Below are 20,574 nucleotides of genomic sequence, written 5' to 3' on the forward strand. Positions count from 1 at the left end.
AGGGGGAAAGGTGCGGCACGGAACTATCGTCGGAACTGTGTGATGGGGATCACGTTCTAGGTCAGCCCGCGGTCACGAACCCCCGCGACACCATCCAGTCGCGCGCAACCACACTGGGGTCCCGACCGTCCACGTCGACCTGCTTGTTCAGCTCGGTGATGACCTCGTTGGTGATCGCCGCGGTGACCGGTGCCGTCACGTCCGCGATCTCCGGGTGAGCCTCGAAGAAGCTCCGCTTCATGGTCACCGACGGGTTGTAGTGGGCGAAGAACTGCTTGTCGTCGGTCAGCACGGTGAGGTCGAGGGCGACGATGCGGCCGTCGGTGGTGAACACCTCACCGAAGTCGCACTGCGTACCGTCGGCTGTGGCCTGATAGATGATCCCGACCTGCAGGATCGGCGTGTTCGCGCGGGCCGGGTCGAAGCCGTAAGCCATTGCCATGCCCGGGAATCCGTCCTGACGGGCGCGGAACTCGGTGTCGACGCAGGTGCGCGCCGCGGCCGGATCGCGCTTGACCAGCGCCGCGTAGTCCGACAGCGTCCGCACCCCGGTGCGCTCCACGGTGCGGGTGCTGGCGGCCAGCGCATACGTGTCGTCCATCGGCCCCGGCTCGAGCCAGACCATGTCGTTGCGGGCGAGGTCCTCGTCGCGCACCGCCTCGTACTGCTTGCGGGTGTCGGGCAGCGGCTTCTCGTGACCCAGGTAGTTGATCCACGCGTTGCCGGTGAACTCGTAGGCGACGTCGACCTGGCCGGACAGCTGTGCGCCGCGGGTGCTTCGGCTGCCCACGATGCCCGTCAGGTCGCGCACCTGCGCCCCTGCCGCCGCCAGGGTGTATTCCAGGATGTAGCCGAGGATGACCTGCTCGGTGTACTCCTTAGAGCCGACGGTGATCTGCACGCCCTCCAGACCCGGCGTGGGCTTGATGGAGCCCGGGCCGACCTGCAGCGGTACCGCGCTGCCTGACCCCAGCCCGCACGCGGTCGTCACCACCATGACGACGGCGGCGAGCGCGGCCAGGCGCCGACGGCCGTTCATCGCAGACCCTTGGGGCCGACGTAGAACTCGGCGAGCCCGCCCAGCCAGTCCACCAGCAGTGCCAGGCACACGGCGAGCACGCTGCCCAGGATCAGCGTGACGTTGTCCTGCAGCTTGTAACCGGTGTCGATGAGGATGCCCAGGCCGCCGGCGTTGACGAGGAACGACAGCGTGGCCGTGCCGACCGCCAGCACCAGCGAGGTCCGCAACCCGGCGAGGATGAACGGCACCGCGAGCGGCAGTTCGACACGCGCCAGCAGGGCGGCGCGCGACATGCCCTGCCCGAGACCGGCGTCGATCAGGGCTCGGTCGACCCGATCGATTCCGAGGATCGTGCTCGACAGCACCGGGAGCAGCGAATACAGCGCGATCGGCAGCACACCGATCCAGAAGCCGGTGCGTGCGGTCAGCAGGAACAGCAGCACCAGCAATCCGATCGCGGGGGCCGCCTGACCGATGTTGGCGACACCGATGACCAACGGCCGCAACAGTTTCGCCCCCGGCCGGGTGACCAGGACACCCAGCGGAACACCGATCAGCACGACGATGGCGGTGACCGCGGCGGTGATCAGCAGGTGCTGCCAGATCAGCGTCGCGACGCTGGCGGGATTGATGTTCTCCCGCTGGGTAGCGGTCAGATCGCGATCGAAGGCCCAGAACACCACGGCCGCCGCGACGATCAACACCAGCACGGGCTGGATGTACAACCGCAGCCGCTCGGCGGCGGTGCGTGCCGGTGCGCCGCCCGGGGCGCTCTGGGCGGTCTCGGTGGTGGTCACGAGGGGCCGGCCTCGGCGGTCTCGGTGTCCTCGGCGTCTTCGGCGGCGTCTTCGGCATCGCGGCGCAGCCGCGTGATGGTGTCGATCAGTGTGTCGAGGGTGACCACTCCCTCGTACCGGCCACCTGGGCCGGTAACGACGGCCGATGCGTGCTGCTCGGCCAGGATCGCTTCGAGCGCGTCCTCCAGGGTGGCCTGGGTGCTGACCACGTCGAGGTGCTCCGCGGCGTCGGCGAGCGCACCGGCATGCCGCAACCGGTTGGCGCGTACCCAGCTGACCGGTCGCTCGCGACCGTCGAGCACCACCGCCCAGTCGTAGTCGCTCGCGGCGATGGTGGCACGAACCTGATCGACGGTGTCGTCGTAGCGCACCGACGGACGCGATTCCAGCGCAACGTCTTTGACGCGCAGCAGCCCCAGCTGGCGTAGTGACGCCCCGGAGCCGACGAAGCCGGCCACGGTGTCGTCGGCCGGGCTGGCCAGGATGTTCTGCGGGGTGTCGTACTGCAGTACGGCGGACTGCTGGCCGAGCACAGCGATCCGGTCGCCGAGCTTGACCGCCTCCCCGAAGTCGTGCGTGACGAACACGATGGTCTTGTGCAATTCGTCCTGCAGCCGCAGCAATTCGTCCTGCAACGTGCTGCGCGTGATCGGGTCCACGGCGCCGAACGGCTCGTCCATCAGCAGCACCGGCGGATCGGCGGCCAGTGCGCGGGCGACGCCGACTCGTTGCTGCTGCCCGCCGGACAACTGACGCGGGTAGCGGTCGGCGTACTGACCCGGATCGAGGCCGACGAGGTCGAGCAGTTCGTCGACCCGGTCGGTGATGCGCTGACGGTCCCATTTGAGCAGGCCAGGCACGAGTGCGACGTTCTGCCGAATCGTCATGTGCGGGAACAGACCTGCCTGCTGGATCGCGTAGCCGATCGAGCGACGCAGCTCCGTCGGTTTGATCGACAGCGCGTCGTCGTCACCGATGAGGATGCGGCCGGACGTCGGTTCGCTGAGCCGGTTGATCATGCGCATCGTGGTGGTCTTGCCGCACCCCGACGGGCCGACGAACACGACGATCTCCCCGGCAGGGATGTCGAGCGAGACGTCGTCGACGGCGGGCTGTTGCGCGCCGGGATAGACCTTGGAGACGTGGTCGAGTTCGATGCGAACCCCGGTGACATCGGTTGTCATCGAACACCTTTCGATGTGGTCAGTCGCCCGAGCAGGACGAGCAGGGCGTCGAGCGCGAGCGCGAGGATCACGATCAGCAGCGTGGCGGTCAGGGCCATCGGCAGCGCGGTCGGGCTGCCCACGCGGGCCAGTCCGGCGAAGATCAGGTTGCCCAGGCCGGGCCCCTTGACGTAGGCCGCGATCGCGAGCACACCCATCGACATCTGGGTGCTCAACCGCATGGCCGACAGAATGGCCGGCCAGACGAGCCGCAGTTCCACGCGCGTCAGCGTGCCCAGCCGGCTCATGCCGATACCCCGCGCCGCATCGGTCAGCGCCGGGTCCACGGAGTTGAGGCCGACGATCGTGTTGCGGACGATCGGCAGCAGCGAATACAGCACCAGCGCTGCGACGCTGGGGATCACCCCGAGCCCGAACAGCGGGATCAGCAGGCCCAGCAGAGCGAATGCGGGCACGGTCAGGATCACGCTCGACGTCGTCGTCGCGAGATTTGCCGCCAGCGAATTGCGATAGGTCAGCACTCCGACCGCCACGCCGATGACGGTCGCGATCAGGACGCTCTGCACGACGGCGCTGACGTGCTGATACGAGTCGAACATCAGCTGCTCGTAGTGCGTGGAGACATACCCCCACACCGATGAGTTCGAGGTCACCGCTTTACTCCCACAGCTCCCCCGATTCCGCGCATCTTTGCTGACGCACCGTGCGCCCGTCGTGCTGCCTTACCCGATCTCTTATCGGGCGAAACGGCCCGAGTTCGGTTCTCGGTGAACCAAACCCTGGGCGAGCAGCGCGGTCACAGAGCACAGTCGCGACGAGAAGACTGCGAGGAGGTGGCTCGATGGTTCGAGTGGTCAAGCTGGGTGCGGTGATCGGCGCGCGTATCGAAGGCGTCGATCTGGCCAGGGGCGTGGACGCTGCCACCGCAGCGCAGATCAACGACGCGCTGCTCGAACACAAGGTGATCTTCTTCCGGAACCAGCACGATCTCGACGACGACGGCCAGCTGGCGTTCGCCCGCTCCCTCGGCACGCCGACCATCGCGCACCCGACCGTGACGTCGCGCGGCCGGGCGGTGCTGCCCATCGATTCGCGCTACGACAAAGCCAACAGCTGGCACACCGACGTCACGTTCGTCGACCGCATCCCCAAGGCGTCCCTGCTGCGCGCGGTCACCCTGCCGCCCTACGGCGGGACCACCACCTGGGCGTCGACCGAGGCCGGCTACGACCAGCTGCCCGAGCCGCTGCGCGCCCTGGCCGAGAACCTGTGGGCAGTGCACACCAACACCTATGACTACGCCCGCGACATCGACGGCCGTCGAGAGGCGTTGGCGGACACCGAACGTCAGTACCGGGAAGAGTTCGTCTCCGACTACTACGAGACCGAACACCCGGTGGTGCGGATTCACCCCGAGACGGGCAGGCGCGTCCTGCTACTGGGCAACTTCGTCAAAGGGTTCGTGGGCCTCGGACGCACGGAATCCGCGGCGCTGTTCGACCTGTTCCAGACCCGCATCACCAAACTCGAGCACACGGTGCGCTGGAACTGGGAGCTCGGCGATCTCGCCGTCTGGGACAACCGTGCCACTCAGCACTACGCCGTCGCCGACTACGACAACCAGTTCCGGCGACTGAGTCGCGTCACGCTGGCCGGCGACATCCCGGTCGACGTGCACGGGCAGCGCAGCCGCGTGATCACCGGCGACGCCTCGGGCTACTCCGACATCGTCGTCCCGGTCCGCCTGGCCAGCTGAGCGCGCCGCCGTATCCGGCCACGTACCGTGGTCAGATGGCCAGAACCCGGGACACCGACGCCTGTCCCGGCGCGCTGCAGACCCACCGCGCCGCTGACGGCGACCTGGCCCGCATCCGGCTGCCCGCGGGAATGCTCACCGCCGAGCAGATGGAGGCGATCGCCATCGCGGCGCTCGATCTGGCCGCGCCGGCGCTGGAGCTGACCTCTCGGGGCAACCTGCAGATCCGCGGCATCCGCGATGCGGACGAACTCGCCCGGCGCCTCGCGGAGGCCGGACTGCTGCCGTCGCCGGACCGCGAGAAGATCCGCAACATCGTGGCGTCCCCGCTGTCGGGCCGCCAGGGCGGGCTGCTCGACGTGCGCGCGCAGGTGCGCGCGCTCGACGACGCGTTGCAGCGGGACCCGACGCTTGCCGATCTGCCGGGCCGTTTCCTGTTCGGTCTCGACGACGGCCGCGGTGACATCGCCGGCCTGGGTGCCGACGCCGCCGTGTGTGCTGTCGACGAGAAGACCGTCGCGGTCGTGCTGTCCGGCACCGACACCGGGGTGCGGGTCTCCGCCGACGAGGCGGTCGACACACTGCTGAGCATTGCCCGCCGGTTCGTCGAAGTGCGCGGAAAAGCCTGGAGGATCAAGGAATTGGCGACGCCCGATGCCGTCCTGGGCGACCTGGCGCCGTCGGCGACGGCCGGGGGGACGTGGCCGGTGCGCACCCGCCCGCCGGTCGGCTGGATCACCCAGGACGACGGCCGGATCGCACTCGGCGCCGCCGTGCCACTGGGCGTGCTCGACGCAGAATGGGCCCGCTACCTCGCCGCGGTCCAGGCACCCCTGGTCATCACGCCGTGGCGATCGGTACTGATCGCCGATCTCGACGACGGCGTGGCCGACGCGGCGCTGCGGGTCCTCGCGCCGCTGGGGTTCGTGTTCGACGAGGCCTTGCCGTGGCTGGCCGTGTCGGCATGCACAGGCCGGCCGGGATGCGCCCACGCGCTCGCCGACGTCCGGGCCGACGCTGCAGCTCTCCTCCGTGAAGGCGACCTAGCCCGGCACCGCCACTTCGTGGGTTGTGAGCGGGCGTGCGGCAGCCCCGTCGACGCGGACGTGCTGATCGCCACCGGAGATGGCTACCAGCCGCGGCAGCCCCACCCGTAGGGTGATCGGGTGCTCGACTACATCCGCGATGCCGGGGAGATCTACCGGCAGTCGTTCGCGACGATCCGTGCCGAGTCCGACCTGTCCTCCTTCCCCGCCGACGTCGCCCGGGTCGTGGTTCGGCTGATCCATACCTGCGGTCAGACCGACGTGCCCGATCACGTCGCCTACAGCCCCGACGTCGTCGTCCGGGCCTACGAGGCGCTCGCCGCTGGTGCCCCGATCCTGTGCGACTCGTCGATGGTCGCCGCCGGCATCACCCGCTCCCGGCTGCCCGCCGACAACGAGGTGGTCTCGCTGGTCGCCGACGAGCGCGCACCGGCGTTCGCGGCCCAGCACGCCACCACTCGTTCAGCGGCGGCGATCGACCTGTGGGCCGAGCGGCTGCCCGGCGCCGTGATGGCGATCGGCAACGCCCCCACCGCCCTGTTCCGGCTCCTCGAGCTCGTCGACGCGGGCGTCGCACCGCCGGCCGCGGTGCTGGGCGGCCCGGTGGGCTTCGTCGGATCCGCGCAGTCGAAGCAGGAGCTCATCGACGATCCGCGAGGCATGTCCTATCTCGTGGTCACCGGCCGCCGCGGCGGCAGCGCGATGGCCGCCGCCGCAGTCAACGCGATAGCGACGACGGTCGAATGAGCGGGCGCGGCACGCTGTGGGGAGTCGGCCTGGGGCCGGGTGACCCCGAACTGGTGACGGTCAAGGCGGCACGGGTGATCGGCGCCGCCGACGTGGTGGCCTACCACAGCGCGCGCCACGGCCGCAGCATCGCTCGCGGCATCGCCGAGCCCTACCTGCGCGCCGGCCAGATCGAGGAGCACCTCGTCTACCCGGTCACCACCGAGACCTCCGAACACCCCGGCGGCTACGCGGGGGCGATGGAGGATTTCTACCGCGAGGCTGCCGCGCGCATCGCGGCCCACCTCGACGCCGGGCGCGACGTCGCGCTGCTCGCCGAGGGCGATCCGCTGTTCTACAGCTCCTACATGCACATGCACACCCGGCTCACGCAACGCTTCGACGCGGTGATCGTCCCGGGAGTGACGTCGGTCAGTGCCGCATCGGCGGCAGTGTCGACGCCACTGGTCCAGGGCGACCAGGTGCTGACCATCCTCCCGGGCACCATGGCGCCTGCCGAGCTCGAACGTCGCCTCGCCGACACCGACGCGGCCATCATCATGAAGCTCGGCCGTTCCTATCCCGCAGTGCGGCAAGCGCTTTCGGCTGCCGGCCGGCTCCAGGACACCTACTACGTGGAACGGGCCAGCACCGCGCGCCAGCGGGTGCTGCCTGCCGCCGACGTCGAGGACGGGTCGGTCCCCTACTTCGCGTTGACCATGCTGCCCGGGCCGATGCCGGCCCCGGACACCGCAGGCGCCGACTCTGGGTCGGCCACCGGATCGGTCGCCGTCGTCGGGCTCGGACCCGGCGCCACGGCCTGGATGACCCCGCAGAGCCGGCGCGAGCTGGCCGCGGCCACCGACCTCATCGGCTACGGACCGTATCTGGACCGCGTCGGGGTGCGCGAGGGCCAGCGCCGGCACCCCAGCGACAACACCGACGAACCGGCCCGGGCCCGCCTGGCCTGCTCGCTGGCCGAACAGGGCCACGCGGTCGCCGTGGTCTCCTCCGGGGACCCCGGGGTGTTCGCGATGGCCACCGCGGTACTGGAAGAGGCCAAACAGTGGCCCGGCGTCGATGTGCGGGTGATTCCGGCGATGACGGCCGCGCAGGCGGTGGCGAGCCGGGTCGGCGCCCCGCTCGGACACGACTACGCCGTGATCTCGCTGTCCGACCGCCTCAAGCCGTGGGACGTCATCGCGGCGCGCCTCGAGGCGGCCGCACGCGCTGACATGGTGCTCGCCATCTACAACCCTGCGTCGAAGACGCGCACCTGGCAGGTCGGTGCGATGCGCGACTTGCTGCTGGAGCATCGCGATGCCGGCACCCCGGTCGTGATCGGCCGCGACGTCGCCGGGCCCACCGAGTCGGTGCGGGTGGTGCGCCTGGCCGACCTCGATCCCGCCGACGTCGACATGCGGTGCTTGCTCATCGTCGGGTCCTCACAGACCCAGTGGTATTCGGCAGAACCGGGCACCGACCGGGTCTTCACCCCACGGAACTATCCCTCGCACTGACGGAAGGCGCGCCCGTGACCATTCCCCGCACGCCCGCCGACATCACGGCGACGTGGTTGGGCTCGACGCTGGGTACCGCCGTCACCGCCGCCACGGTGACGCCGATCGGCACCGGGCAGACGGGCGCCACCTACCGGGTGAGAGCTACCTACACCGAACCGACGGGCCTGCCCGCGACTTTCGCGGTCAAGCTGCCCGCGCAGGACGACGCGGTGCGTGAGCGGGTGGCGCTCGGTTACAAGTCGGAGGTCGAGTTCTACGCCGCGGTCAGTGCCGACGTCGAGGTGCCGGTGCCGGAGTGTCTGTACAGCGAGATCTCTTCGGACGGAACAGATTTTGTTCTGGTGCTGGCCGACATGGCACCCGCCGAACAGGGCGACCAGCTCGCCGGGTGCACACCGGAGGAAGCAGCACTGGCCGTCGACGCGCTGGCCGGCCTGCAGGGGCCGAGCTGGTGTCAGCGGCGCTGGTACGAGCTGACCTCGATCATCATGCCCAAACCCGGCGACGACGCCGCGGCCGCCGGGATGGGCGAGGTGTCGGCGATGGCGGCCACCATCACCCTGGACCGCCTCGGCGAGCGGATCAGCGATGCCGACCGTGAGACGCTGACGACGTCGATGAACCTGGTGACACCGTGGTTGTCGGCCGAGCCGGGGCGCTTCTCACTGCTGCACGGCGATTACCGGCTCGACAACCTCCTGTTCGACCCCGACCGCACAAGGGTCACCGTGGTGGACTGGCAGACCGTGGGGCTCGGACTGCCCGCCCGCGACCTCGCGTACTTCACCGCGACCAGCCTGCTGCCGGAGACCAGGGCCGCGGTCGAACGCGACCTGGTGCGCCGCTACCACGCAGCTCTGTGCGGGCACGGCGTCACCGACTACGAGCTCGAGACGTGTTGGCAAGATTACCGTCTCGGCGCCCTGCAGGCACCGTTCCTGACGGCGCTGGGGTTCGCGTTCTCGACCTCGACCGACCGCGGGGACGAGATGATCCTGGCCATGCTGAGCCGGGGCTGCCGGGCGGTGCGCGAACTCGGCACCATCGAGTTGATCAGGTCGTATCAGGCTTCGTCACCGACCACTGTGTGACCGGCATCGCGGGACGCCAGCCGGTGAACGCACCGACCGGCTCGCCGCGATAGTGCTGATACTTCGCCAGCGTCCCGCCGTGGCGCGAATACCATTGCACGAGAACGGCTTCCGACTCGGCGGTGACCACGTTGGCGACGAGCCGACCACCGGCAGGCAGTCGCTCCCAGCACGTGTCGAGCAACCCGGGCGCCGTGACGCCGCCGCCGACGAAGATCGCCGCGGGCGTCGGCGCCTGCGCCAACTCCTCCGGGGCTCTCCCCCGGATGTCCAGCGCCACACCGAACGTTCGCGCGTTGTCGACGATTCGACGGCGCCGTTCGTCGTCACGCTCGAATGCCACGGCCCGACAATGTGATCCGGCGCGACACCATTCGATCGCGACGCTTCCCGATCCCGCGCCGACGTCCCACAGCAGTTCCCCCGGCCGCGGCGCCAGCGCGGCCAGCGTGACCGCCCGCATCGCCTGCTTGGTCAGCTGCCCGTCGTGGGACAGCAGATCGTCGGGCAGCACCGCGGACACCCGTTCGTCAGGCAGGTACCGCACCGCGATGACGTTGAGGTCGTCGACGTCACCCGGCGGGCGGGCGACCCACTCCCTCGCCGTCGAGGAGCGCCGCAGCTCCTTCGGGCCGCCGAGTTGTTCGAGGATCGTGACCTCTGAATCGCCACGGCCCGTTGCGGTCAGCAGCCGCGCCAGCTCGACGGGGCTGGTCCGGTCCCGCGACAGCACCACGGCCTGGCCGCCGCGGCGGATCGCGCTGACGGGTTCCGCGGTGACCAGGCTGATCACCTCGGTGTCCTGCACCGGCCACCCGACACGGGAGCACGCCAGCGTCACCGACGACACGTGCGGCAGGATCGCGACCCGGTCGGCGCCGTGAGCGCGGATCAGGGTGCTGCCGATGCCGTGCAGCAGCGGATCGCCGCTGGCGATGACATGGACGTCGCCGTCCGTGCCGTCGAGCAGGGTGTCGATCGCGGGCAGCAGCGGGCTGGGCCATGGCCGCCGTACGGCGCGCACGCTGTCATCGAGCAACGCCAGCTGCCGTTGCGAGCCGTGAATGACCGTGGCTCTTGCCAATTCGGCGCGGGCCGGCGGGGCGAGCCCGGCCATCCCGTCGGCGCCGATCCCGACGACGACGATCATGGCCTGTGAGTTCTTCGCGCGAGCGCTCATCATCTGGGCAACCTCCGCCACACCGCGCGCGGCGTGACGCGGAACGCCGCCGCGAGCGCGACGAGCGTGCCGGGCACCCAGACAACGCTGCGCCCGCGCCGCAGCGCGGCCACGGTGGCATCAGCGACCTGCGCCGGAGTACTGGACAGCGGCGCGGGCGCCATGCCCTCGGTCATCCGGCCGATCACGAAGCCCGGCCGCACCAGCAGCAGCTGCACACGGGTGCCGTGCAGCGCGTCGGTCAACCCGCTGCAGAACGCGTCGAGCCCGGCCTTGGCCGACCCGTAGACGTAGTTCGCCCGCCGCGCCCGCACCCCGGCGACCGACGAGAACGCGACCAGCGTCCCCCGGCCTTCGGCCCGCATCGTCTCGGCGAGCACCGTCAGAAGGCTGACCTGGGCGACGTAGTCGGTGTGCACGATCGCCGCGGCGTGCGCGGCATCCTGTTCGGCCCGGGCCTGGTTGCCGAGGATGCCGAACGCCAGCACGGCGGTGCCGATCGCACCGTGGCGCGCCACGATGCCGGCGACGACGTCGCGGTGGGAGCCGAGGTCGTCGGCGTCGAAGGCCACCGTGTGCACTGCGCGCGCACCCGCATCGAGCAGCGCCGCCGTCTCGGCCTCGAGATCGTCGGGGCGGCGCGCCGCCAGCACGACCGTCGTGCCGCGGGCCAACCGCCGCGCCACCTCCACTCCGATCTCGCTGCGGCCGCCGAACACCACGACCACCCCGGTCTCCGCCGTGTCGGCGCTGTCTTTCATGGCTGCGATTATGTCCTGCGCTAGCGTGGACCCCGATGGGCAAGGCAACCACGCGACTGACCACAGACGCGATCGCATTCCTGACCGAGCGGCATCTGGCGATGCTCACGACGCTGCGGGCCGATCAGTCTCCGCACGTGGTCGCCGTCGGGTTCACGTTTGACCCCACCACGCACATCGCCCGCGTCATCACCACCGGCGGCTCGCAGAAGGCTGTCAACGCCGATCAGCGCGGCGTCGCGGTGCTCAGCCAGGTCGACGGCGCGCGCTGGCTCTCGCTGGAGGGCTCGTCGACGGTCTACACCGAGGCCGACAAGGTGCGCGACGCCGAACGGCGCTACGCGCAGCGCTATCGCACGCCGCGCCCGAACCCCAAGCGGGTGGTCATCGAGGTCCGCGTCGAGCGGGTGCTCGGCTCGTCGGGCCTGCTCGACCGCGGCGACAGCTAGCCGCCCACCGGCACCACGACGAGGTCGTGGGGCCGGTTATTCACCGACATCGCGCCGTCGGCGGTGACGATCACGATGTCCTCGATGCGCGCGCCCCACTGGCCGGGGAAGTAGATGCCGGGCTCGACGGAGAAGGCCATCCCCTCCAGCAGCGGCAGGTCGTTGCCCGCGACGATGTAGGGCTCCTCGTGCACCGACAGGCCGATACCGTGCCCGGTGCGGTGCACGAAGTACTCGGCAAGCCCCTCGGCGGCCAGCACGTCGCGGGCCGCGGCGTCGACCTGTTCGGCGGTAACGCCGGGGCGAACGGCCGCCACCGCCGCCTGCTGGGCGCGCTGCAGCACCGCGTAGCGGCGGGCCACCTCGGGGTCGGGCTCGCCGATGCTGTACGTGCGCGTGGAGTCGGAGTTGTAGCCCGGCTCGTACGGTCCGCCGATGTCGACGACCACGATGTCGCCGGCCTGCAGTTCGCGGTCCGAGCACTCGTGGTGCGGATCGGCGCCGTGCGGGCCGGAGCCGACGATGATGAACGCGGCTTCTGAATGCCCTTCGGCCACAATGGCTTCCGCGATATCGGCGGCGACGTCAGCTTCGGTGCGGCCCGGCGCCAGGAACTCCGGTACGCGGGCGTGCACCCGGTCGATCGCAGCTCCGGCCTTGTTGAGCGCGTCGACCTCGGCGGGATCTTTGACCATGCGCAATGTGCGCAGCACGTCGGTGGCGAGCACGGGCACCGCGCCGAGCACACCGGCCAGCGGCAGAAGATGCAGCGCCGGCATCGCATCGGTCACCGCGACGCTGACCGGGCCACCGCCGAGCGCGTCGGCGACCAGCGCGTAGGGGTCGTCGCCGTCGACCCAGTCGCGCACCGTGACGTCGAGGTCGGGCACCGCCGACTCCTTCAGCGAGGCCAGCTCCATGCGCGGCACCACGATCGTGGCTGCGCCGTCTGCTGACAGCACCAGTGCCGTCAGCCGCTCGAAGGTCTGCGCGCGTGAGCCCACCAGATAGCGCAGGTCGTAGCCGGGGGTGATGACCAGACCGGCCAGCCCGGCGTCCGCGGTGGCGCGGGCCGCGGCGCTCAGGCGGTGGGCGTACACGTCGGAGCTGAATCGGGACGCTGCACTCATACCGCCCAGGTTAGTGCGCGAGTTCGCGTCTGTTCGCCGGGGAAACGGGACTGGCAGGATGGCGGGGTGACTGCTCCCCTGGTGCTCCTCGACGGCGCGAGCATGTGGTTCCGCTCGTATTTCGGTGTGCCGTCGTCGATCACCGCACCCGACGGCCGCCCGGTCAACGCGCTGCGCGGCTTCCTCGACGCCGTCGCCACCGTCATCACCCGCGAACAGCCCCGCCGTCTGGTCGTGTGCCGCGACGACGACTGGCGCCCGCAATGGCGGGTCGACCGGGTGCCGTCGTACAAGGCCCACCGGGTGGTCGAGGAGAACCCCGGCGACGAGCCCGACGTCGAGGAAGTGCCCGACGAGCTGACCCCGCAGGTCGACATGATCATGGAGATTCTGGACGCGTTCGGCATCGCGACCGCGGGCGCGCCCGAACACGAGGCCGACGACGTGCTCGGCACGCTGGCGAGTCAGGAGACCCGCGACCCCGTCGTCGTCGTCAGCGGCGATCGCGACCTGTTGCAGGTCGTCCGCGACGAGCCGACCCCGGTGCGTGTCCTCTACCTGGGCCGCGGCCTGGCCAAGGCCACGAAGTTCGGACCCGGCGAAGTGGCCGAGACCTACGGCGTGCCGATCGATCGCGCGGGACCGGCCTACGCCGAACTCGCCCTGCTGCGCGGCGACCCGTCCGACGGCCTGCCCGGTGTCGCGGGCATCGGCGAGAAGACCGCCTCGACGCTGATCACGAAGTACGGCTCGCTGGCGCACCTGCGCGCCGCGATCGAGGACCCGAAATCCGCGCTGCCCAAAGCCCAACGGGCCAAGCTCCGCACGGCGGCCGATTACCTGGCCTCAGCCGAGCCCGTGGTACGCGTGGCGACCGATGCGCCGGTGCAGTTCTCGACCGCTGACGACACGCTGCCGCTGGCCGCCGAACACCCACGCACAGTCGCCGAACTCGCCGAACGCTACGGCGTGTCGTCCTCGGTCGGGCGCCTGCAGAAGGCTCTCGACGGGCTGCCCTGACGAACTACTTGGGCCGGCCGACCTCGTAGGTGCCCTTGTCGTCCTGGAAGGTCACCGTCACCTGGCGCTTGGTGCCGTCGATGCTGACCTCGCAGTTGAAGGTGTCACCCTTCTTCACCGTCGGACTGACCCCGTTGTTGCACTTGACGTTGTTGACGTTCTTGGCGCCGTATCCGTTGGTCTGATCGGTGAGGATCTGCTGTACGCCGGTCTGCGCGGCGTTGACGTCGAGCTTGGTCGTGACGAAGAAGCCGGGCTTCCAGAACCCGAGGACCAGGACGACCGCGACGATGACTGCGGCAAGCAGGCCGACGATGGTCCCGATGACGGCCATCGACTTCTTGGAGCCCTCTTCGCCGCCCGGGGCCTGATAGTTCGGGTACTGCCCGTACTGACCGGGTTGGCCTGGTTGGCCGTACTGACCGGGCTGCCCCGGCTGCTGGCCGTAGGCGCCGGGCTGCCCGTACTGGGGCTGCTGACCATAGGCGCCGGGCTGGCCGTACTGTCCCGGCGGCGGGTACCCGGTGGGACTGGTCCCGTACTGCTCCGTCGGCGGGTACTGCTGCGGCGGATAGGTGGGCGGCGCCGTCGGCTGCTGGTACTGCGGGTACTGCTGCGGCGTGTACGCCGGCGGCTGCCAGGACTGCTGGTCCGGCGCCTGCGGCTGTTGCGACCCGGACGTCGGCTGCCAACCCTGGTTGGCGGCCGTCTCGCTGGACGGCTGATGCTCCGCGCCAGACTCAGGCTGATGACCCGGCCACTGCTGGTTCGGATCAGATCCCTGCGGTCCGCTCATTTCTCTCCTCGGTCGTGCGCGGCTGTGGCGGTGTAGCTGGCCACACACTACCCGGCATCAACGGCGACGACGCCGCGCCGAACGTCGTTGATGGCGCGTTTCGCGGTGGCCCGCAGCGCCTGCGACGGCGCGGTGGTGCGGACCTGATCGGCGAGATCGAGCACCTGCCGGCACCATCGGACGAAATCACCCGCCGGCATCGTGACACCCGTGCCGGGGTCACTGGCGGCCAGCGCCGAAGCGAGATCCCCCGTACTGGCCCACCGGTACACGGCGGCGACGAAACCGTCGTCGGGTTCACGGCTCGGCGGGAGTCGGTGCCGCGCCTCGTCGGACCGCAGCTCGGTCCACAGCCGGCGCGTCCGGTTCAGCGCGCGCCGCAGCCGGCCCGTCGGCACGTCGGAACCGTCGGTCGGCCCGTGGCCGTCGCGCCGCGATTCGTAGAGCACCGACGACAGGGCTGCCGCGAGCTCCGCGGCGTCGAGGTCGTCCCACACCCCGGTGCGCAGACACTCGGCGACCAGAAGATCGGACTCGCTGTAGATGCGGGCCAGCAGGCGACCGTCCGCGGTGACGGAACGGGTCTCCCCGTCCCCTGTGACGTAGCCGCGCTCGGTGAGCAGCACGACGATCCGGTCGAAGGTGTGTGCCAGCGAGTTCGTCGCGGTCGCGATCTTGCGGCGCAGCGCCTCGTTGTCGCGCTCCATCTTCAGGTAGCGCTCGGCCTGGCGCGCCTTCTCCTCCCGGTCGGGCAGCTGATGCGCCCGATGGGCTCGCATCCGATCCCGCAACGCGACCAACTCGGGATCGACATCAGGCTCGGCGGATGGACCGCTGCGGCGTCGGCGCTCCGACGGGACGTTCAGCCCTTCCGCAGCAGATGTCAGCGCCGAGGCCAGATCGCGGCGAGCGCGGGGGTTTCGGTGCTCGACGCGTTTGGGCAGCGTCATGCGGCCCATCGGCCCGATCGCTCCCGAGTAGTCGGCCGAGGAGATCCGGCCCGCCCACCGGGTCTCGGTCAGGACCAGCGGGCGGGGATCGTCGTCGTCGCGGGCGGGTTCGAGCACGACAGCCAACCCGCCGCGCCGGCCATGGGTGATCGTGATGATGTCGCCGCGACGCAACGCGGTCAGCGCATCGTTGGCGGCCTGCCTGCGCTGCAGTCGGGATGCCCGCGACTGCGCGCGTTCCCGTTCGCCGATCTGGGCGCGTAGCCGGGCGTAGTCGAGAATCGGTGCCTCCCGACCGCCGAACTCGGCGGCGAGCTGGTCGAGCATCTTCTCCGCCCGTTCGACGCCGCGCACCAGCCCCACCACCGACCGGTCTGCCTGATACTGCGCGAACGACCGCTCGAGCAGCTGATGCGCCTGCTCGGGGCCCATCTGGTGCACCAGGTTGATGGTCATGTTGTAGGTCGGGGCGAACGAGCTGCGCAGCGGGAAGGTTCGCGTCGACGCCAGCCCGGCCACCTCTGCCGGGTCGACGTCGGGGTTCCACAGCACCACCGCGTGGCCCTCGACGTCGATGCCGCGCCGGCCCGCCCGGCCTGTCAGCTGGGTGTACTCGCCCGGGGTGAGCGGCATGTGCTGCTCCCCGTTGAACTTGACCAGCCGCTCCAGCACCACGGTGCGGGCCGGCATGTTGATGCCCAGCGCCAAAGTCTCCGTGGCGAAGACCGCCTTGACCAGGCCTGCGGTGAACAGCTCCTCGACCGTGTGCCGGAACACCGGCAGCATGCCCGCGTGGTGGGCCGCCAGGCCACGGAGCAGGCCTTCACGCCACTCGTGGAAGTCGAGCACGATCAGGTCCGAGTCGTCGAGGTCCGCGGTGCGGCGGTCGACGATCTCGGCGATTCGCGCCCGTTCGGAGCCGCTGGTGAGCCGCAGTGACGAGCGCAGGCACTGCTTGACGGCGGCATCGCAGCCGGCCCGGGAGAAGATGAACGTGATCGCGGGTAGCAGGTCACGCTGCTCGAGCACGGTGATGACGTCGGCGCGGCCGGGCGTCCGGTAGATCGTGGGACGGCCACTCTGCCCTCCCCGGCCGCCGCGGCCCCTGGGCTGCCAGTCGGCGAGCCGGTCGGCTTCGCGGCGATGAGCGATGTGGCGCAACAACTCCGGGGCGACCAGCAGGTCGCCGTGAGCGACCTTGCTGCCCGAGGCCCGGTAGTCGAACAGATCCATCAGGCGCTTGCCGACCATGACGTGCTGCCACAGCGGCACCGGCCGGTGCTCGTCGACCACGACCGTCGTGTCGCCACGCACGGTCTGGATCCAGCCGCCGAACTCCTCGGCGTTGCTCACCGTCGCCGACAGGCTGACCAGCCGCACGTCGTCGGGCAGGTGCAGGATCACCTCCTCCCACACCGCACCACGCATCCGGTCGGCCAGGAAGTGCACCTCGTCCATCACGACGTGCGAAAGTCCCTGCAGGGCAGGCGAATCGGCGTAGAGCATGTTGCGCAGAACTTCGGTGGTCATCACGACCACGTCGGCGTCGCCGTTGATGTTCTGGTCGCCGGTCAGCAGGCCGATGCGCTCCGGGCCGTAGCGGCGCACCAGATCGTTGTGTTTCTGGTTGCTCAAGGCCTTGATCGGCGTGGTGTAGAAGCACTTTCGGCCTGCCGCGAGCGCGAGGTGCACGGCGAACTCGCCGACGACCGTCTTGCCCGCACCGGTGGGCGCGCACACCAGCACCCCGTGGCCTTGGGCGAGGGCGTCGCATGCGCGGCGCTGAAAACCGTCCAGCGCAAACGGGAGGAGTTCGGTGAACGCGGCGACGGAGTCCGAGGGCGCCTCAGACGGCGCCTCAGGTTGCATCGTCGTCGATCGACAGCCGCGACGGTGCCGGCACCGGTGACGGCGCGTCGACGGGTTCGGCTGCGCCGATCGGGGCGGCCTCGTCGTCGCTGACGGTGTCGAGGGCGCGACGCGCCTTGCGGCGGTCGTTGATGCGCGCGATCTGGATCGCCACCTCCAACAGCACGGTGAGCGCCAGCGCCAACGCCAACATCGAGAACGGGTCGGAGCCGGGTGTGGCGAACGCTGCGAAGACGAACAGGCCCATGATCAGCCCACGCCGCCACGCCTGCAGTCGCACGTAGGTCAGCACCCCGACCAGGTTCAGCATGACGATCAGCAGCGGGAACTCGAAGCTGATGCCGAACACCAGCAGCAGGTTGATCAGGAAGCCGAAGTACTGGTCGCCGGACAGGGCCGTCACCTGGACGTCGCTACCGACTGTCAGCAGGAATCCCAGCGCCTTCGACAGCACCACGTAGGCCAGTACGGCGCCGGTGATGAACAGCGCCGCCCCCATCGTGACGAAGGCGACCGCGAACCGGCGCTCCCGGCTGTAGAGGCCCGGGGTGATGAACGCCCACACCTGGTACAGCCAGACCGGGCAGGCCATCACCAGACCCGCGGTCAAGCCCACCTTCAGCCGCAGCATGAACTGGTCGAACGGCGCCGTGGCCAGCAGCCGGCACTCGCCGTCGGGGGCGATCGTGGCGCGGGCCGACGCCGGAAGTGAACAGTAGGGGCCGCGTAGCCAGTCACCGAGGCTGGGCAGCCCGAACGCGCCGTGGCTGTACCAGATGAAGCCCAGGATGGTGGTGAGCAGCACCGCGAGAACCGAAATGAGCAGACGGCTACGCAGCTCGGTGAGGTGATCGACCAACGACATCGTGCCGTCGGGGTTGACCCGCGACCGACGCCGGCGGGGATCGAGCTTCTTGAAGAGTCCGGGGATCTGCACGACGACGTGGGCTACCTGTCGACAGGCACTCCGATCACGACGCGGTTATCTCCCGCGTCGTGTCGAGGTGGCGATTCAGGCGGGGCGCTTGTCCGACGACGGCTCGGTGTGCCCGACAGGCCGCTCGGCGTCCGACACACGCTCCGAGGAGATCTGGGTGGGCTGGTCCGACTTGCCGTCGGCCTGCATCTCCTTGATCTCGGACTTGAAGATACGCATCGACTTACCCAGCGAGCGGGCTGCGTCCGGCAGCTTCTTGGCACCGAAGAGCAGCACGAACACGGCGATGACGATGATCCAGTGCCAGGGTTGTAGACCACCCAATTTGGTTACCTCCAGACGTTGCGGCCGAGTCTACCCGCCGTCGGGGCCCACCCGATAGGCGTCGAGCGCGGCGACGGCCGCCTGTCGCACCCGCTCGGCGAGCGGTTGCGGCTCGAGAACACGGACCGCCGACCCGAAACCGAGCACGAACCGGGCCATCCAGTCGTCGGAGGCGTAGGTCATCGCGGCGTTGCACGATCCGTCGGCATATTCGTTCAACACCCGCAGCGGGTAATAGTCGAACATCCACGACGCCGACCGGTCCACGCGCAGCGTCGCGGTCGGCAGCGACGGGTCCGCGGTGTCCGGGTCGAACAGCGACGTGTCGGGGCCGGCTTCGACCGCCGGGGGCGGCGGCATCGACGGTTCGTCGAGTACCCGGGCGTCGACGATCCGGTCGAAGCGGAACAGCCTGACGGCCTCCGCGGTGCGGCACCATGCCTCGAGGTAGCTGTGGTCGGCGACCAGCACCACGCGGATCGGATCCACGACCCTGGCCGAGAGCATGTCGTGGGAGGCCGAGTAGTACTCGATCGCCAGGGCCCGGTCGCCGCGCACCGCGGTGCGCACCGCCGCGGCGGCCTCGCTCTCCGCCGGCGCCGGCTCGTCGACCGCGGCGCCGTCGGCCGAGGCGCTGCCCGCCGCGGATTCGATCTTGGCGATCGCGCTGCGCGCGGCTTCCGGATCGACCATGCCCGGCACGTCGACCAGCGCACGCAGGGCCACCAGGATTCCGGTGGCCTCGGGCGAGGTGAGCCGCAGCGGATGGTCGATGCCCGCGGTGAAGGTCACCTCGATGGTGTCTCCGGAGAACTCGAAGTCGATCAGATCGCCGGGCCCGTAGCCGGGCAGGCCGCACATCCACAGCTGATTGAGGTCGTCGCGCAGCTGTTTGACACTCACCCCGAGGTCGGCGGCGGCCTCGTCGTAGGTGATCTTCGGGTTGGCCTGGAAGTAGGGCACCATGTTCAGCAGCCGGACCAACCGGGTGCTCAGCGCGGTCATGCCTGCACCTTCTCGACGCCGGCCTGAGCCTGCAGGCGCGCGATGACGTCCTCGCGCAGGGACGCCGGTTCGAGCACCACGGCGTCGGCGCCGTAGCTGGCGACCTCGCGGGCGAGCCGGTCGAACATGCCGACGTCCACGGTGATCTCCTGCCCCAGCCGCCCGCCCAGCGTCTTCGCGCCGACCACGGTGGCCTGGCGGCGCAGCGCGGTCGCTCGCCCGTCGGCGACCCAGACGCGGGCCTGCCCAGCGCCGGGCCAGTCGCCGACCACCCGCGCGACGATCTCCCGCAGATTGACGTCCGGGGGGCGCACCACCGCACCGGGCTCGCCGATTGGCGTCACGTCGGCGCCGATGCGGGAGAGCCGGAACGTCCGCACGGCGTCGCGGTCGCGGTCGTGGCCGACCAGATACCAGCGGCCCCGGTCGGTGACGACACCCCACGGCTCGACGGTGCGGGTCGTGTACGGCTCGCTGCGTGAAGGCCGGTGTGGGAACTGCACCGCACGCCCGGAATCGATGGCGGACAACAGGATTCCCAACACGTCCTCCGAGCCGCGCAACCCAGGCAGCGCCGCGGTCGACGTGATCGTCACGTCACCGTCGGGCGCATCGACGTCGACTCCGGCGGCGCGCAGTTTCAGCAGGGCGCTCTGGGTTGCGGTGATCAGTTCGGGTGACTCCCACAGCTGGGTGGCCACCGCGACGGCGGCGGCCTCGTCGGCGGTGAGCTCGACGGCGGGCAGCGCGTAGGCCTCGCGGTTGATCCGGTAGCCCTCGGTGGGGTCGGTCGACGACACGCGGCCGGTCTCCAGCGGGATGCCGAGGTCGCGCAGTTCGTTCTTGTCGCGCTCGAACATCCGGGAGAACGCTTCGTCGCTGGATCCGTCGGAGTAGCCGTACACGGTGTCGCGGATCCGGTCGGCGGTGATGAACGTGCGCGTCGAGAGCAGCGCGATGACGAGGTTCATCAACCGTTCGACTTTCGAAATCCCCACGGCGTAGAGCT

The 20,574-nt window shown here is 70.1% G+C and carries 20 protein-coding genes; 7 read left to right on the forward strand and 13 right to left on the reverse strand.

Features of this window, described 5'->3' with window-relative positions; genetic code table 11:
* Positions 1-61: 61 nt before the first annotated feature.
* From PGN37_RS07535 to PGN37_RS07550, 4 genes are read right to left on the reverse strand one after another with little or no spacing between them, the layout of a single operon-like run.
* The gene (locus tag PGN37_RS07535) at positions 62-1,039 is read right to left on the reverse strand and encodes a glycine betaine ABC transporter substrate-binding protein (protein ID WP_335330403.1); all 978 of its coding nucleotides are present in this window, start codon (positions 1,037-1,039) and stop codon (positions 62-64) included.
* Entirely contained in the window at positions 1,036-1,818 is a 783-nt protein-coding gene (locus tag PGN37_RS07540) for an ABC transporter permease (RefSeq protein ID WP_335330404.1), read from the reverse strand. Before PGN37_RS07540 ends, PGN37_RS07535 begins: the two co-directional genes overlap by 4 nt.
* Complete coding sequence (locus PGN37_RS07545; RefSeq protein WP_335330405.1) at positions 1,815-3,002, reverse strand: ABC transporter ATP-binding protein; 1,188 nt, start codon at positions 3,000-3,002, stop codon at positions 1,815-1,817. The genes PGN37_RS07540 and PGN37_RS07545 overlap by 4 nt, the downstream gene beginning before the upstream one ends.
* A complete protein-coding gene (locus PGN37_RS07550) occupies positions 2,999-3,601 on the reverse strand; it encodes an ABC transporter permease (RefSeq protein WP_335330567.1) in 603 nt (200 codons plus the stop codon). The genes PGN37_RS07545 and PGN37_RS07550 overlap by 4 nt, the downstream gene beginning before the upstream one ends.
* A 242-nt stretch (positions 3,602-3,843) precedes the next feature.
* On the opposite strand from PGN37_RS07550, the gene PGN37_RS07555 reads away from it, so the two are divergent.
* From PGN37_RS07555 to PGN37_RS07575, 5 genes are read left to right on the forward strand one after another with little or no spacing between them, the layout of a single operon-like run.
* Positions 3,844-4,758 carry a TauD/TfdA dioxygenase family protein gene (locus PGN37_RS07555; protein WP_335330406.1) on the forward strand — a complete coding sequence of 305 codons (915 nt, stop codon included), beginning with the start codon at positions 3,844-3,846 and terminating at the stop codon, positions 4,756-4,758.
* Between the two features lie 35 nt (positions 4,759-4,793).
* Positions 4,794-5,915: a precorrin-3B synthase gene (gene cobG / locus PGN37_RS07560; protein ID WP_335330407.1), complete on the forward strand. Its 1,122-nt coding sequence runs from the start codon at positions 4,794-4,796 to the stop codon at positions 5,913-5,915.
* Between the two features lie 9 nt (positions 5,916-5,924).
* Positions 5,925-6,551, forward strand: a complete 627-nt coding sequence (locus tag PGN37_RS07565) for a precorrin-8X methylmutase (RefSeq protein ID WP_335330408.1) — start codon at positions 5,925-5,927, stop codon at positions 6,549-6,551.
* Entirely contained in the window at positions 6,548-8,050 is a 1,503-nt protein-coding gene (locus PGN37_RS07570; RefSeq protein WP_335330409.1) for a precorrin-2 C(20)-methyltransferase, read from the forward strand. Before PGN37_RS07565 ends, PGN37_RS07570 begins: the two co-directional genes overlap by 4 nt.
* Positions 8,051-8,064: 14 nt before the next feature.
* Complete coding sequence (locus PGN37_RS07575) at positions 8,065-9,144, forward strand: phosphotransferase family protein (protein WP_335330410.1); 1,080 nt, start codon at positions 8,065-8,067, stop codon at positions 9,142-9,144.
* Here PGN37_RS07575 and cbiE read toward each other — a convergent pair.
* Both cbiE and PGN37_RS07585 read right to left on the reverse strand, forming a co-directional pair.
* A complete protein-coding gene (gene cbiE / locus PGN37_RS07580; RefSeq protein ID WP_335330568.1) occupies positions 9,107-10,294 on the reverse strand; it encodes a precorrin-6y C5,15-methyltransferase (decarboxylating) subunit CbiE in 1,188 nt (395 codons plus the stop codon). The genes PGN37_RS07575 and cbiE overlap by 38 nt on opposite strands.
* A gap of 29 nt (positions 10,295-10,323) precedes the next feature.
* A complete protein-coding gene (locus tag PGN37_RS07585; protein WP_335330411.1) occupies positions 10,324-11,085 on the reverse strand; it encodes an SDR family NAD(P)-dependent oxidoreductase in 762 nt (253 codons plus the stop codon).
* Positions 11,086-11,120: 35 nt separating this feature from the next.
* On the opposite strand from PGN37_RS07585, the gene PGN37_RS07590 reads away from it, so the two are divergent.
* A complete protein-coding gene (locus PGN37_RS07590) occupies positions 11,121-11,534 on the forward strand; it encodes a F420-dependent biliverdin reductase (RefSeq protein ID WP_335330412.1) in 414 nt (137 codons plus the stop codon).
* Here PGN37_RS07590 and PGN37_RS07595 read toward each other — a convergent pair.
* Positions 11,531-12,664: a M24 family metallopeptidase gene (locus tag PGN37_RS07595; protein WP_335330413.1), complete on the reverse strand. Its 1,134-nt coding sequence runs from the start codon at positions 12,662-12,664 to the stop codon at positions 11,531-11,533. The genes PGN37_RS07590 and PGN37_RS07595 overlap by 4 nt on opposite strands.
* 66 nt (positions 12,665-12,730) lie before the next feature.
* On the opposite strand from PGN37_RS07595, the gene PGN37_RS07600 reads away from it, so the two are divergent.
* Positions 12,731-13,684, forward strand: a complete 954-nt coding sequence (locus PGN37_RS07600) for a 5'-3' exonuclease (protein ID WP_335330414.1) — start codon at positions 12,731-12,733, stop codon at positions 13,682-13,684.
* Between the two features lie 4 nt (positions 13,685-13,688).
* Here PGN37_RS07600 and PGN37_RS07605 read toward each other — a convergent pair whose 3' ends face one another.
* The 6 genes from PGN37_RS07605 to PGN37_RS07630 all read right to left on the reverse strand — a co-directional run bounded on the left by PGN37_RS07605 (position 13,689) and on the right by PGN37_RS07630 (position 20,563).
* A complete protein-coding gene (locus PGN37_RS07605; RefSeq protein WP_335330415.1) occupies positions 13,689-14,480 on the reverse strand; it encodes a DUF4333 domain-containing protein in 792 nt (263 codons plus the stop codon).
* A 47-nt stretch (positions 14,481-14,527) separates the two neighbouring features.
* Positions 14,528-17,299 (reverse strand): DEAD/DEAH box helicase, encoded by a 2,772-nt coding sequence (locus PGN37_RS07610; RefSeq protein WP_335330416.1) that lies wholly within the window; start codon positions 17,297-17,299, stop codon positions 14,528-14,530.
* Positions 17,289-18,236, reverse strand: coding sequence for a twin-arginine translocase subunit TatC (gene tatC, locus PGN37_RS07615; RefSeq protein ID WP_335330417.1), 948 nt, complete (start codon positions 18,234-18,236; stop codon positions 17,289-17,291). Before tatC ends, PGN37_RS07610 begins: the two co-directional genes overlap by 11 nt.
* Positions 18,237-18,311: 75 nt before the next feature.
* Positions 18,312-18,560 (reverse strand): Sec-independent protein translocase subunit TatA, encoded by a 249-nt coding sequence (gene tatA / locus PGN37_RS07620; RefSeq protein ID WP_335330418.1) that lies wholly within the window; start codon positions 18,558-18,560, stop codon positions 18,312-18,314.
* Positions 18,561-18,590: 30 nt separating this feature from the next.
* Complete coding sequence (locus tag PGN37_RS07625) at positions 18,591-19,565, reverse strand: helix-turn-helix transcriptional regulator (RefSeq protein ID WP_335330419.1); 975 nt, start codon at positions 19,563-19,565, stop codon at positions 18,591-18,593.
* A complete protein-coding gene (locus PGN37_RS07630) occupies positions 19,562-20,563 on the reverse strand; it encodes a helix-turn-helix transcriptional regulator (RefSeq protein WP_335330420.1) in 1,002 nt (333 codons plus the stop codon). Before PGN37_RS07630 ends, PGN37_RS07625 begins: the two co-directional genes overlap by 4 nt.
* Between the last annotated feature and the right edge of the window lie 11 nt (positions 20,564-20,574).

The organism is Mycobacterium kyogaense (assembly GCF_036946525.1).
GTDB lineage: Bacteria > Actinomycetota > Actinomycetes > Mycobacteriales > Mycobacteriaceae > Mycobacterium > Mycobacterium kyogaense_A.

Coding starts and splice junctions, on each gene's coding strand:
- PGN37_RS07555 (WP_335330406.1), top strand. CDS start 3,844: ATGGTTCGAGTGGTCAAGCTGGGTGCGGTGATCGGCGCGCGTATCGAA.
- PGN37_RS07605 (WP_335330415.1), bottom strand. CDS start 14,480: ATGAGCGGACCGCAGGGATCTGATCCGAACCAGCAGTGGCCGGGTCAT.
- PGN37_RS07610 (WP_335330416.1), bottom strand. CDS start 17,299: ATGCAACCTGAGGCGCCGTCTGAGGCGCCCTCGGACTCCGTCGCCGCG.
- PGN37_RS07535 (WP_335330403.1), bottom strand. CDS start 1,039: ATGAACGGCCGTCGGCGCCTGGCCGCGCTCGCCGCCGTCGTCATGGTG.
- PGN37_RS07570 (WP_335330409.1), top strand. CDS start 6,548: ATGAGCGGGCGCGGCACGCTGTGGGGAGTCGGCCTGGGGCCGGGTGAC.
- PGN37_RS07590 (WP_335330412.1), top strand. CDS start 11,121: ATGGGCAAGGCAACCACGCGACTGACCACAGACGCGATCGCATTCCTG.
- PGN37_RS07595 (WP_335330413.1), bottom strand. CDS start 12,664: ATGAGTGCAGCGTCCCGATTCAGCTCCGACGTGTACGCCCACCGCCTG.
- PGN37_RS07585 (WP_335330411.1), bottom strand. CDS start 11,085: ATGAAAGACAGCGCCGACACGGCGGAGACCGGGGTGGTCGTGGTGTTC.
- PGN37_RS07545 (WP_335330405.1), bottom strand. CDS start 3,002: ATGACAACCGATGTCACCGGGGTTCGCATCGAACTCGACCACGTCTCC.
- PGN37_RS07625 (WP_335330419.1), bottom strand. CDS start 19,565: ATGACCGCGCTGAGCACCCGGTTGGTCCGGCTGCTGAACATGGTGCCC.
- cobG (WP_335330407.1), top strand. CDS start 4,794: ATGGCCAGAACCCGGGACACCGACGCCTGTCCCGGCGCGCTGCAGACC.
- cbiE (WP_335330568.1), bottom strand. CDS start 10,294: ATGATCGTCGTCGTCGGGATCGGCGCCGACGGGATGGCCGGGCTCGCC.
- PGN37_RS07550 (WP_335330567.1), bottom strand. CDS start 3,601: ATGTTCGACTCGTATCAGCACGTCAGCGCCGTCGTGCAGAGCGTCCTG.